The sequence below is a fragment of the Enterovibrio makurazakiensis genome (assembly GCF_050336585.1).
GTDB classification, from domain to species: domain Bacteria; phylum Pseudomonadota; class Gammaproteobacteria; order Enterobacterales; family Vibrionaceae; genus Enterovibrio; species Enterovibrio gelatinilyticus.
Genome location: NZ_JAKJSE010000025.1, coordinates 1 through 12,916, shown reverse-complemented (window position 1 = coordinate 12,916; position 12,916 = coordinate 1). Strand labels below are relative to the sequence as shown.

Genomic DNA, 12,916 nt, shown 5'->3' with positions numbered 1-12,916 from the left:
ATGAAGCGCACAGTCCTCATGAGTATCGTGTTTGTACTGGTCTTACTGACTAGTGTTGTGGTGCATACTCCAGCTAGTTTTGTTTTTCGCTACATTCCGCCTGTAAACGGGTTGGAAGTGAATGGCGTATCTGGAACTATCTGGAATGGCATGGCGTCAGATTTTCGTTGGCAAGGTCAGTCTCTTGGTGCCATCAATTGGCAGTTCAACCCACTCGCACTGTTAGCAGGGAAGGCGGATCTCGGTGTTCGCGTTTCCGGCGTGCCCGGATTCTCTGTACGTGGCAACGTTGGGTATGGCTTTAGTGGGGTGTATGCAAATCAATTGCTGCTCTCTGCGCCCGCGCACTTTGTTCAATCATTTATCCCTTATCCAATGCCTGTTAGTTTAAAAGGGCAGTTTGATCTCACTCTTCGTGATTACCAATTGCAGCAACCTTTCTGTGATGTGCTTGACGGCACGCTGGCTTGGTCGCAAGGTAGTGTTGACTCGCCAATGGGGTCGGTTGAACCTGGTCTGGTGATGGCACAACTAACGTGTGATACCGGTCGTGTATTGGTGAGTGGAGACAGTGATTCGGAAGCTCTTGAAACTGAATTTAATTTATCTTTGTCACCGGACCAGCAATATAGCGTAAGCGGGTGGTTTATTCCGGGTGATGCTCTGCCTCAGGGTATCAAAGGCCAGTTGGGTTGGTTGGGCGCGCCAGATGGAGAAGGGCGTTACCGGTTGAGCTTCAACGGTTAGGCTTCTGCAGGAGAGAATGATGACGCAAAAGACAGTAGCACCAGAAATTCTTGATGCGAAGGTAGTCGCGAAATCGCGGTTATTTCAAATTGAAGCGTTAGATCTTCGCTTTAGCAATGGTGTTGAACGCACCTATGAGCGAATGAAACCAAGCGGACGAAACGCCGTAATGGTGGTCCCCGTGACAGACAATGGCGATATGTTGTTGGTCAGAGAATATGCCGCCGGCACAGAACGTTATGAACTAGGCTTTCCTAAAGGACTCATTGATCCTGATGAAACCGCTTTGGAAGCAGCTAACCGAGAATTAAAAGAAGAAATTGGCTTTGGTGCCAATCATATGATACCGCTGAAAGAAGTGGTGCTTGCACCGTCGTATTTTTCCAGCAAGATGACCCTGTTACTGGCGCAGGACCTTTACCCAGAGAAGCTCGAGGGCGATGAACCCGAGCCATTGGAATTGGTCCGCTGGCCGCTTGCGCAGGCAGAAGAATTATTAGCGCACGTCGATTTTGGGGAAGCTCGCAGTATTACTGCATTAATGTTGGCATTGAGGCAGTTGAACAGCCGTTAACCGTTTGTAGGGACGTCTGTGAAGGTGACCATTGTCAGCCAAGCAAAGTCGTAGTGTGAGAGCCCAAAAGGAGTAAGGTATGGAGCTGTCACAGCTATTGCAACCTGTCATAGAGATTGCTCGTGAATCAGGGCAAGTGATCTTAGATATTTATCAGCGTGGCGATTTTGAAAAGAACATCAAAAGCGATGATACGCCAGTTACAAGCGCTGACATGGCTGCACACAAGCTTGTTACAGAGCGTTTAAGCGCACTGACACCAGATATTCCTGTTTTGTCTGAAGAGGATGCCTCTGTACCTCTCGAAGAACGCGAAACATGGACACGTTACTGGTTGGTCGACCCACTAGATGGCACGCAAGAGTTCATTGCGGGCAGCGGTGATTTCGCGACAATCATTGCGTTGGTGGAAAATAATCAGCCAATTATGGGCGTCGTCTATGGCCCTGTTTCTGGTGTGTCGTATTATGCCGCGAAAGGGCTCGGTGCGTGGAAAGTGATGCCTGATGGTGAAAAAGTCCGTCTGTCGATCATGAAGCATGATGGTGACGTAAAATCACTGTCTATCGCCATCAGCCGACGTCAAAACATTAAAGCAATCACTGAACGGTTAGCACCGAGTTTGAATTACAACTTAGTGCCGCTAGGCTCTGCTGCATTAAAGTCGTGTTTGGTTGCTGAAGGAGCGGTTGATTGTTATTTACGTCTCGGTCCGACAGGAGAGTGGGATACTGCAGCGACGCAGTGCATTGTTGAAGAGTCGGGCGGTCGTATTCTCGATACTACCCTGTCTCCGCTTTCCTACAACGAGCGGGATTCGTTAGAAAATCCTAACTTCATTGTCATGGGTGATACGGATTTGCCATGGCGTGACATCGTGCGTCTCGAAGGCTAAAAAATACAGATCACAGCCCAGAGGTCTGTCGATAGGTTAACGGCATAAAAAACGGAGCATTCGCTCCGTTTTTTCGTTTCTAAGGTGATACTTCTCTGGTTAGAACAAACGATTTAAACCATTCAATGCAGCGACGCGATACGCTTCCGCCATGGTTGGGTAGTTGAACGTTGTATTGATGAAGTAATCAAGCGTGTTGCCTTCGCCTTTTTGCTCGAAAATGGCCTGTCCGATGTGAATAATTTCAGCAGCACGTTCACCAAAACAGTGAATACCCAAGATTTCTTTGGTTTCACGGTGGAACAATATTTTCAAACTGCCCACATCCATACCCGCAATTTGCGCTCGTGCTAAATGTTTAAATTGGGCGCGACCTACCTCGTAAGGCACTTTAGCTGCAGTGAGTTCTTGTTCGGTTTTTCCCACAGAGCTGATTTCTGGAATGGTGTAAATACCAGTAGGGATATGGTCAATCAGTCGACCATTTGCCTGTCCTTCGACAATCGCCTGAGCAACAATTCTGCCTTGGTCATAGGCAGCGCTGGCTAGACTTGGGTAGCCAATGACATCACCCACGGCGTAAACATGTTCAACGGCAGTGCCATAGTTGTCATTCACACTCAGTTGTCCGCGGGAGTCAGCTTTCAGCCCCACCGCTTTTAGGTTCAGTGCATCTGTGTTACCGGTTCTACCATTGGCAAACAGCAGGCAATCGGCTTTCATCTTCTTGCCAGATTGAAGGTGAAGGATAACGCCTTCTTTTGTGCCTTCGATTTTCTCGTAGGTTTCATCATTACGGATCAGAACACCGCTATTCCAGAAGTGATAAGACAGCGAGTCTGACATTTCGTTATCAAGGAAGGACAGCAGGCGATCTCGCGTATTGATGAGGTCAACTTTGATGCCTAAACCACGGAAAATAGAAGCATACTCGCTGCCAATAACACCCGCTCCATAAATAATGACGTGGCGCGGATCATGCTGTAGAGAGAGGATGGAGTCACTGTCATAAACACGAGGGTGTGTGAAATCAACATCTTTAGGGCGATATGGGCGAGAGCCTGTGGCAATCACAAACTTATCGGCAGTGTATTTGTCGATGGTGCCGTCTGCAGCTGTGAGCTCCATTTCATGCGTGTTACTAAAACGCGCAGTGCCGTGCAGAATGGTACAGAGATTTCTGTCGTAGAACCCCTGACGCATACGAGTTTGTTTTCCAATCACGGATTGCGCATGGCCTAAGATGGCAGAAAATGTGCTGTGAATATGTTGATTGTCACCAGTATAAATCGGGCTCTGATTGAACTCGATAATACGGCTGACGGTGTGCCTTAATGCTTTGGACGGAATGGTACCCCAGTGAGTACAGCCTCCACCTACCGTACTTTCTTTTTCAACAACGGCAACGCGTAATCCTGCTTTGGTTAAACCCATTGCAGCGCCTTCGCCGCCGGGCCCACTGCCGATCACGATGACATCAAAATGGCTGGACGATGTAGGGGTCGTTTTGCTCATATCCGTATGACCTTTTGTTTTCATTATATTCTGGTTGTTTGGTGATAAGTGTAACGCCCATGTTACGTAACGAGAATACACTCTCTACTATTCAGCGTAGGTGATCACGCTACATTAATGAAAAACCGTTCAATAATGGGAATGGCTGCCGAAACGCCATCAAAATGAGATGTTGAAACCCGAGGAGAAGAAATATTCTTCGAAAGAATAAAAATCGATGGTGGAGCGATGATTGTTGTAACTTGCCAACGATACGAACGACAAATTTTCATTTCCAAACAAGGATACGAATTCGTAAGCACCAAATACAGAGTATTGGGCGTCGGATCGTTGCTCTTCAAAAATTGGGTTAGTTTTATCGAATTTGGATAAGCCCGTTGCCAGTGTCGCGGCAAATTTATGGCGATTGTGGAGCTTGAACCAGGTTCCTTCAGCACTGAGGTGATTGTATGTCATCGCGTTACCTTCGGTATCGTGGTGAAGGTAGCGCAGAGAAACACTATACCCACTCGTGACAGTGAGCATTTCTTGATAACTCAGTTTGCCAAAATAGCTATGAGCATTACGATTCATACTCTTTTGTTCAGGCCTATCGAGGTGAGTTTGCCCTGATTTTTCCTCATCAATTTTGATGTTAGCAAAACCGATATCGATGGAAAATGGTGAGCCATTGATGTGAGATAATGACAATAGGTATGCATTGCCATTTCTGTCTGTTTTTTCGCGTGAAGTGTCCCAGTTATATGGGTCTTGCCATACTTCGTCTGTTAATACCGTGGGTAAAAATGCCAAGCTGAATGTTGTGCCTGAATGGGTTAAGTGGCGGTAACCCATTTCCAATGCGATGAGGCCGGTTGCAATATCTTCACGTGATGTACCGATGAATAATTGCTTATTTAACTCATCGCCAAAGGTATAAGTGATGTTTCCTAGTCCGGCTCCGAGAAGCTCTTCAGATCGCGCCTGTTCGCCATTTGGTAAATGAGCATCAACAGTGGTGGATAAAGTAGAGTCGGTCGACGATACGGCTGCCAATAAAGAAAAATTGCCACTGATACCTTCCTCAGGAGCAAGCTGTGCATGTCCTATCGACGAGTATCCCAATAGCAGGAAGCTGACGGCAATATGAGTATATTTCATTAGGCTGGCCTTATTTATTGAGCAGGAGTAAGACGACGTAGTGCAGATTCTAGAGCGTGGAAGATGTGAACGACATAGCTCAAATTTGTAAGTATCGAATGCAATATGTACTAAAAGTGGCGCGAGCAATGATGGTGCGTACCATTAAGTGCAAAAATGAATCACCAAGTCGGTGATCCAACTCAGGATTACAAAAAGTGCTACTCACAGGCACTGAACTGATGAAAAAAAGCGAGTATAGTTTGCTCTTAGATTTCATGAGGTAAACACTGGCGATGGGAATAAGAGCACAACAGAAAGAAAAAACTCGGCGAACGCTGATTGATGCGGCATTTAGCCAGCTCAGCGCAGACCGGAGCTTTTCCAACCTCAGTCTACGTGAAGTAGCGCGTGAAGCTGGTATCGCGCCAACGTCGTTCTATCGTCACTTCAAAGACATGGATGAACTGGGTTTGACCATGGTCGATGAAGGCGGTTTGTTGCTGCGTCAGTTAATGCGCCAAGCTCGCCAACGTATTGCTACAGAAGGCAGTGTGGTAAGAACGTCGGTGGAAACCTTCATGGAATTTATTGAAAGTAGCCCTAATATACTTCGGCTGCTATTACGTGAACGTTCGGGTACGTCGACGGCATTTCGTGCCGCTGTCGCACGAGAGATCCAACACTTTGTTGCGGAACTGACAGAATATTTCGAAGCAACCGCAGGGTTGACGCGTGAAGAAGCCTATAATCAAGCTGAGGCATGTGTGACTTTGGTGTTCAGTTCCGGTGCTGAAGCGCTGGATTTGGACAAGCGTGCTCGTGCTGAGCTTGCAGAGCGACTGGTTACTCAGCTTCGCATGCTGTCAAAAGGTGCGTATTGGTATCGAAAAGAACGTGAACGTAATGCTCTCAAGGATAAGTTGTCTTCAGGCAGGTAAAAATTATGGAACAGAATCACCAATCAGAGCGTAAATTTCTTCTACTCGCTGTGCTCGCCGGTTTGTGCGGCAGTGCGACTCTCGCAACGTTTTTTATCGATAGCGTTGCCTTCTCCGTATTCCCCGTTATTGCATTCGTGCTGTCGGTATACTGCTTTTACCAGCAACACGTTAATCAACCGCTGACTGAAGGAACACCGCTGATCGCGTTTGCTTGTTTCCTTGTGGGTGCGTTTGGCTATTCCGCTTTTGTTCGTATGCAAGTGCCGGATCTTGGCGGTAACTTCTTCTCGATCATTGTCACCATGCTGTTGGCTTTCTGGGTCGTTCACAAAATGGGCTGGCTGACGATGAACAAGAAAGAAGAAACAGCCAGCGAGTAAGTGGCGATCATGATTCGTCATTGTTGGGGTTAAGCAACTGAGCCTCGCACAGCGTATCAATTCATCATTGTCGAAATGCTAATATCAAAAAAGGAGCCTATCGGCTCCTTTTTTGTCTGTCATCTTGGCTTATTTTCGTTCAAGCAGAACGCCAGCTTCCATGTGATGTGTGTATGGGAACTGATCAAATAATGCGAAACGCGAAATAGTGTGCGTTTCAGATAAGATGGCTAAGTTCTCTTTTAGCGTTTCTGGATTGCACGAGATATAGAGGATACGATCGTAGCCTTGCACCATGCGACAGGTTCCTTCATCCATGCCTGAGCGCGGTGGATCGACAAAGATGGTATTGCAGTTATAGCTCTTCAAATCGACACCTGCTTGTTGCAGACGACGAAACTCGCGCTTGCCTTCCATCGCTTCCGTAAACTCTTCCGCAGACATGCGAATGATCTGTACGTTTTCGATCTTGTTGATGGCAATGTTGAACTGCGCTGACTCAACCGACGGCTTTGCCAATTCAGTGGCTAGCACGCGATCGAAATTGTCTGCCAACGCCAGTGAAAAGTTACCATTACCACAGTAAAGCTCAAGCAGATCGCCCGTGCTTTCTTGCGTGCAATCAACGGCCCATTCCAGCATTTTCTCAGCCACTTTACCGTTTGGTTGGGTAAAACTATTTTCAATTTGCTGATAGGTGAGAGGTCGACCATCGACAGTGAGTTTTTCCAACACGTAATCACGGTCAAGGATGATTTTTTGCTTACGTGCGCGACCAATGAGGTTGAGATTGAACCCTTCATCATTTAAGCGTTGTTTGAGTGTGCGAGCGTTGGCCTCCCACTCTTCATCCAATTGGCGGTGGTAAAGCATAGAAACGAGTACTTCACCGCTCATGGTAGACAGAAAGTCTACTTGGAACAGTTTACGGCGCAGGCTTTCAATCGGTTTGATGGCGTCAACCAGCAGTGGCATCAAATCATTGATGATGCGACTTGCCTGTGGAAACTGATCCACACGGTACTTCTGCTTGGTTTCCTGATTGAACATGATGTAGTAAAGGTCGTCGCCTTCATGCCAGACGCGAAACTCAGCACGCATTCGGTAGTGCTTGTCTGGTGATGGGAACACCTCTAACTCAGGGGCATTGAACTCGGAAAATGTCGATTGCATACGTGCAATCTTTTCGTCCAGTTGCGCCTGGTATTGGCTGGTGTCAATCAGGGTGTTGCTCATATTACCTAACCTGCATAACTAAAAATGAGCGCAAATTGTATGTAGCCAAGCCGTATTGTCCAGCCTTTTCGCTGACTTTTTCGCCAGCAGAAGCGTAAACATATCGGTTAGGATAAGATTGGCGCAACCTTAAGAGACTGAGTTGACCAATGAGTATTCAAAAGTCGAAAAATCGCAAAGAGATTTGTTACCCCTTTATTTATGAATCTGCACTCACGTGTGATTACGAAATTCATACTGATGAGCTGTGTAGCTTGGTAGGGATGGTTTTGGCACAGATGCCTGAGGGTTTTGACGATGTCGTGGCAGATTTGGAAACGCTTCACCCTAAAATTTATCATCTCAATGGTTCTGTTCGTGGCAAGAATGGCATCTTTGAGGAAGACTTAGAGTGGCTGCATGCGCGATATGACTATTATAACGAAGAAAGTCGCGGTCGTGTCTCGCGCTTCGTGTTGCCTCGAGGCCCCGTTGCTGTGATGGCATTACATCAATGTCGTACCGGTGCAAAGAAAACCGTCCGCTTACTTCATCGTTTAGATGAGTCGGGCGAGACGTTTGAGCCTACGCTGCCAAGGTTTGCTAACTTACTTGCAAACTTCTTCTTTGTCTTGACCGTGTACATCAAGATGAAGCTGGATGTCGAAGAAGTGGATTACATCAGCATCAACTACTAACTTCCGAATGTCTTCTTCCTAGCACTTTCCAAGCTAATTAGGGGCAGATCTCATAATCTAAGTATTAAAGGCGCGCTGACTTATCTATAATCGGCGCGCTTTTTACTTCCAGCTGGGAATCTGGTGTAAGTCCAGAACTGGCGCGCAGCGGTAATGAGAAACGAAAATGACATGGCAAAAGCCAGACACTGTATTCCTATGAACATAGAGTATGGGAAGTCGTCATCGTAGGTCGTCTCTAAGTCCGAATATCAGCTGGGTTACAATATGGTCTCAGGATTTCCTGACATCATTAGATACACGCGAAAATGGATCTGATATGTCTCATAAGTATTGGGTAGCTGGAATGCTGCCAATGGCTGTGTTTGCGCACGCCGAAACAACCACCCCTTCTATCGACGACACAATGGTCGTTACCGCCTCTCGATTTGAACAGCCTGTTGAAAATGTCGTTGCTCCTATATCTGTAGTGACTCGTGCAGAAATAGAGCAAAGCCAAGCTAAAACATTAACCGAAATGTTGCGTCGTTTACCTGGCGTAGAAATGGGTTCAAATGGTGGTATTGGGCAAAATTCCTCTTTATTTCTTCGTGGCACCAACTCTAGTCACTCTCTGATTCTTGTTGATGGCGTTCGTATGAACAACTCATTGACTGCAGGAATCAACCTGAACCGTTTTCCTTTGAATCAGATTGAGCGTATCGAGCTTATTCGTGGTTCAGGTGTTGCGATGTATGGCTCAGATGCGATTGGTGGTGTTTTGAATATCATTACGCGTTCAGCACCCGGCTCTGAAGCAAAGAAAATTTTAGCAGGAATTGGTAGTAATGATTACCGAGAGGGCAACTTCTCAGTCAATTCAGATGTTTCTGATGACGGTCATCTTAAGGTAGCCGGTGGTTTTCAAGAAACTGAAGGGTTTAATGTTCAACCGTACCCTGGTTTAAATGATGGTGATAAACACGGCTTTGATGGGAACCAACTGATGGTTAACTATGAGCACGCTATCGCAGAAGGCTGGGTTGGTTTTGCGTCTATTCGATGGTATGAAAATACGAGTCAATACAATAATTTTGACTCTGATTCTATGTCATACAAAGTTGCAAATTCAGATTCTGAGAGCACTAGCTATACCGCGAAACTGGAATATGACAAATATAACTATCAATCATTTCTAGTATTCAATTATCAGGATGATTCTTCTATTGATAGTTTGCCAGGCCAGACAACCCCATTCTCTAAGATTGAAACAGAACAGACTCATATCCAGTGGGCTAACCAGTATCAACTGAACGAAAATGTAGGTATCCAAGGTGGTTTGGATTGGCGTACCGAGAAAATGGATAGTGACTCTATTGGTTGGAATGCATCTATAGCTGGTGAACGAAGAGAGAATACTGGTGCGTATGTTGGTGCGACTGGTAAGTTTGGTAATCTGACCCTTCTATCAAATATCCGCTTCGATAAGCATGATGTATATGATGATTATACAACATGGTCTGTAGGCTCAATTTATCAACTGAATCAGAATCACCAATTGAGAGCGAGCTTAGGTACTTCATTCAAAGCACCTAACTATAAAGAGTTCGCCGACAATCCGTCCTTAAAGGCAGAAGAAGCTCAGAACATTGAATTAGGTTGGACTGGAGACTTCGAACCAGTGACGGTTTCAGTAGCTGCTTACGATAATGAGATCGATAATCTCATTATTTACTATGCGCCAGATTGGAATGCTTTCAATGTTGATGCTCGCATTCGTGGCGTGGAAATAGAAGCCTTGTTCAATACTGGCATTCTTGCACATACTTTGGTGCTGGAATACAAAGATCCTAAGGATAGTAAAGGTGCGCAGTTACCTCGACGTTCCAAAGAAAACCTTAAGTGGATTGGAGAAATGTCAGTGAGTGATTTCGATTTAAGTCTGACATATATCTATGCGGGTGAGCGTTCTGATCTGAGCACTTTAGATGCTAGCGCAGACAAGCTTGATGCATACAGCTTGTGGGACTTTGCTGCAACGTATTGGATAAACGATGAGTTGGCACTTAGAGGTCGCGTGGACAACCTGTTCGATGAAGATTATGAAACTGCTGGTGGCTATCCTGCCCCAGAGCGAGCTTACTATGTAAGTATGGACTATCGCTTCTAAGTATTAGTAATCCCAAGCCGCCTGCGGGCGGCTTTTTTGATCTGAGAGTAATAATGAAAAAACGTGTCATTGTAAGTTGGTCATCTGGCAAAGATTCAACGCTCACACTTTGTCGGCTTCAACAAAACCCTGATTATGAAGTCGTCGGTTTATATACGTCGTATGTGAATGGGGAAGTACCTTTTCAAGCTACGCCAATCGATATCGTAAAGGCGCAAGCTAAGAGTATTGGCTTACCTTTAGTGCTTATCGAATTAGAACAAGTGTTCCCGCCAAACAATGTTTATCAACAAGCTATTATTGAAGGTATAAAAGATAGTGGTCTTGAAATTGACGCAGTCGCATTTGGAGACATGTTTTGTAACGGCATAGAAGCATATCGCCGAAGCTATATTGAGCCGCAAGGATGGGAATGTGTTTTCCCTTTGTTAGGGCAGTCGAGTGTTGGATTGGCTAACGAAATAATAGAAGAAGGTATCGTGACTCACCTTACGACAATAGATACCTCCCAGCTTGATTCGGTGTTTTTGGGCCGTCTTTATGAGCATCAATTGTTAGGCGAATTACCACAGAGTTGTGATCCTTGTGGTGAGGATGGTGAGTTTCATACATTAGTTACCGATGCACCGTGCTTTTCTTGGCCTTTAGCGGTGGAAGTGGATAAGTGGGTGTTGGAAGGGCGTTTTCATCATCAGATTTACCGACTGAGTGAACCGGAGATTTAAAAGACTGCGTTCACAACGTATCATTGCGACGAAAACCATAGAAAAGGTAATGATAGTGAAAAGTGTGCTGATTTTTGACTCTGGCGTCGGAGGTTTATCCGTCTTTAAAGAAATAGCGAAAACGATGCCTGAGCAGCACATTATCTATGCGTTTGACAACGCAGCATTCCCCTACGGGGAGTTAGCCGACGATGTATTGGTAAGGCGTGTATGTGGCATGGTCTCTACACTGTGTGCAGAGCATGATATCGCCTTGGTCGTGATTGCATGTAATACCGCAAGCACCATTGTTCTTCCTCCACTACGTGAAAGACTGTCAATTCCTGTGGTGGGGGTTGTTCCTGCCATCAAGCCCGCGGCAGCGATCAGTCAAAGCAAACGAATCGGCCTATTGGCCACACCTGCAACCGTGAAGCGTGACTATACCCAGCAACTCGTTCGAGATTTTGCCCCTGACTGCCAAGTGACTATGGTTGGCTCTACCGAGCTTGTGCAAATGGGAGAAGCAAAGCTAAGAGGGGTTCCTGTTAACCCATCGACACTTTCAACAATATTGGCACCGTTCGTTAATCACGTGGATTGCATCGTATTGGGTTGTACGCACTTTCCGCTATTAAAGCGGGAGATCGAGCAGGTTATGGGAAGCGATTGTGTCGTTATTGATTCCGGGCAAGCCATTGCGAGTAGAGTGAATGGCTTACTAAATGAAGAAGGAGACCCAAAGGCCTCCTTTAATCGTCAGTTGCTGCACTCTGTTTTCAGCAGTGCTGCCGTTGAAGATGAAGTCGCGTTGAATCAAGAAATGAAGAAGCTTGGCTTCTCACCGATCAAGCGCGCTCCGATTTTCTAGGATCGTTAGCTTCACGTACCTTCAACGTTCGGTCACCATATTCTGCATTGTTAAGTGCTTCTATAGCTTCAGGTGAATCGGCTGCTGCCATTACAACAAAGCCAAAACCTCGACGCTTACCCGTGCGCTTGTCTTTCATTAAACGAACTGCAAATACTTCACCATGTTTGGCAAAGAGTTCCTTTACGTCGTTTTCATTAGCGCGATATGGCAGGTTGCCGACATAGATGGTTTTACTATTTGTAGAAGTTGGTAGTTCAGATGAACTTTCGCCCGCAGACTTAGTAGAAAGAAGAGAAAGGGCAATACCAACAGAAATAGCGCCTAGAGCAAATGATGCCCCGTTACTTGTAATCACAGTTTGTGAACTGTTAAGGATAAAAAAGCCAATCAAAGCAATGGCAGCGGTAATTAACAAACTAATAGATGTTTTCATAATCATTAAATTTAAAAGTCGGTTAGAAGAAATAGCATGAAGGATCGAAATCAATGCTGACTAAAATAAATACAATTGTCGGTTCGATATTACGGTTATTGAAGTGTTATTGCCAGTAAGTGAATGTGACGCCTATCTAATGTTGCAATTTGTTGTGTTTTTTAAAGTTTAGGTTGAATTGTGTTCAGTCGGAATAAAAACAGATAAAAAGCCTTGCCAATGTGATCTCAGTCTCTATAATGCGGCCTCACTGACACGGAGAGCGGCACATGATTCAAGTGCTACCTACCCAATCAGTATGGCGAAAACGGCTTAAAACTTGATTGAAAATAAACGCTTGACGTTAACGGCTCAATCAGTAGAATGCCCGCCTGCTTCAACGGAAAAGCCCAGTGCTTCTCGCGGTTGAAGGGAGTCAACAAGACGTTTTGAAGGTTGCGAAAGCAACGTTGAAAAATCTCAAAATTTCTTCTTGACTTCATCGCCTGGCAGCGTAGAATTCGCAGCCCTGACGATGAGAAGATGACTCGAAATGAGCCGCTTCTACAGTCAACGTTCTTTAACAATTTGACCTATACAATCTGTGTGGGCACTCGTACTTGATAGACATAAGATTTATCAATGAACTGAGTGACCCAAGATGGTTGAGCTCTTCGGAGTAATGCTATA

Annotated in this window: 13 protein-coding genes and 1 riboswitch; of the genes, 9 read left to right on the top strand and 4 right to left on the bottom strand. The window is 45.6% G+C overall.

Annotated features, from left to right (window positions below):
- The 3 genes from L4D06_RS18680 to cysQ all read left to right on the top strand — a co-directional run bounded on the left by L4D06_RS18680 (position 1) and on the right by cysQ (position 2,216).
- A complete protein-coding gene (locus L4D06_RS18680; RefSeq protein ID WP_274166928.1) occupies positions 1-747 on the top strand; it encodes a type II secretion system protein N in 747 nt (248 codons plus the stop codon).
- Between the two features lie 19 nt (positions 748-766).
- A complete protein-coding gene (nudE, locus tag L4D06_RS18675) occupies positions 767-1,321 on the top strand; it encodes an ADP compounds hydrolase NudE (protein WP_429740696.1) in 555 nt (184 codons plus the stop codon).
- 79 nt (positions 1,322-1,400) lie between these two features.
- A complete protein-coding gene (gene cysQ / locus L4D06_RS18670; RefSeq protein WP_274166926.1) occupies positions 1,401-2,216 on the top strand; it encodes a 3'(2'),5'-bisphosphate nucleotidase CysQ in 816 nt (271 codons plus the stop codon).
- Between the two features lie 99 nt (positions 2,217-2,315).
- Here cysQ and sthA read toward each other — a convergent pair whose 3' ends face one another.
- Both sthA and L4D06_RS18660 read right to left on the bottom strand, forming a co-directional pair.
- The gene (gene sthA / locus L4D06_RS18665; RefSeq protein ID WP_274166925.1) at positions 2,316-3,731 is read right to left on the bottom strand and encodes a Si-specific NAD(P)(+) transhydrogenase; all 1,416 of its coding nucleotides are present in this window, start codon (positions 3,729-3,731) and stop codon (positions 2,316-2,318) included.
- A gap of 159 nt (positions 3,732-3,890) precedes the next feature.
- A complete protein-coding gene (locus L4D06_RS18660; protein ID WP_429740695.1) occupies positions 3,891-4,871 on the bottom strand; it encodes a DUF2860 family protein in 981 nt (326 codons plus the stop codon).
- A 275-nt stretch (positions 4,872-5,146) separates the two neighbouring features.
- Between L4D06_RS18660 and fabR the strand changes: the two genes are divergently transcribed.
- Together fabR and L4D06_RS18650 are read left to right on the top strand one after the other, a co-directional pair.
- Complete coding sequence (gene fabR / locus L4D06_RS18655) at positions 5,147-5,791, top strand: HTH-type transcriptional repressor FabR (protein WP_274166923.1); 645 nt, start codon at positions 5,147-5,149, stop codon at positions 5,789-5,791.
- Positions 5,792-5,796: 5 nt separating this feature from the next.
- The gene (locus tag L4D06_RS18650; protein ID WP_274166922.1) at positions 5,797-6,174 is read left to right on the top strand and encodes a YijD family membrane protein; all 378 of its coding nucleotides are present in this window, start codon (positions 5,797-5,799) and stop codon (positions 6,172-6,174) included.
- 129 nt (positions 6,175-6,303) lie between these two features.
- On the opposite strand, the gene trmA is transcribed toward L4D06_RS18650, so the two are convergent.
- Positions 6,304-7,410 carry a tRNA (uridine(54)-C5)-methyltransferase TrmA gene (gene trmA / locus L4D06_RS18645; RefSeq protein ID WP_274166921.1) on the bottom strand — a complete coding sequence of 369 codons (1,107 nt, stop codon included), beginning with the start codon at positions 7,408-7,410 and terminating at the stop codon, positions 6,304-6,306.
- A 149-nt stretch (positions 7,411-7,559) separates the two neighbouring features.
- Between trmA and L4D06_RS18640 the strand changes: the two genes are divergently transcribed.
- The 4 genes from L4D06_RS18640 (at position 7,560) to murI (ending at position 11,811) form a co-directional block, all read left to right on the top strand.
- Positions 7,560-8,087: an ATP--cob(I)alamin adenosyltransferase gene (locus tag L4D06_RS18640; protein WP_028024316.1), complete on the top strand. Its 528-nt coding sequence runs from the start codon at positions 7,560-7,562 to the stop codon at positions 8,085-8,087.
- Between the two features lie 74 nt (positions 8,088-8,161).
- Positions 8,162-8,361: riboswitch (cobalamin riboswitch) on the top strand.
- A gap of 45 nt (positions 8,362-8,406) precedes the next feature.
- Entirely contained in the window at positions 8,407-10,236 is a 1,830-nt protein-coding gene (locus tag L4D06_RS18635) for a TonB-dependent receptor domain-containing protein (RefSeq protein ID WP_429740694.1), read from the top strand.
- A gap of 53 nt (positions 10,237-10,289) precedes the next feature.
- Positions 10,290-10,961, top strand: coding sequence for a Dph6-related ATP pyrophosphatase (locus tag L4D06_RS18630; RefSeq protein WP_429740693.1), 672 nt, complete (start codon positions 10,290-10,292; stop codon positions 10,959-10,961).
- Positions 10,962-11,010: 49 nt separating this feature from the next.
- The gene (gene murI / locus L4D06_RS18625; RefSeq protein ID WP_429740692.1) at positions 11,011-11,811 is read left to right on the top strand and encodes a glutamate racemase; all 801 of its coding nucleotides are present in this window, start codon (positions 11,011-11,013) and stop codon (positions 11,809-11,811) included.
- Here murI and L4D06_RS18620 read toward each other — a convergent pair.
- Positions 11,789-12,247 (bottom strand): RNA recognition motif domain-containing protein, encoded by a 459-nt coding sequence (locus L4D06_RS18620; RefSeq protein WP_028024320.1) that lies wholly within the window; start codon positions 12,245-12,247, stop codon positions 11,789-11,791. The two genes, murI and L4D06_RS18620, sit on opposite strands and share 23 nt — an antisense overlap.
- Positions 12,248-12,916: the final 669 nt, after the last annotated feature.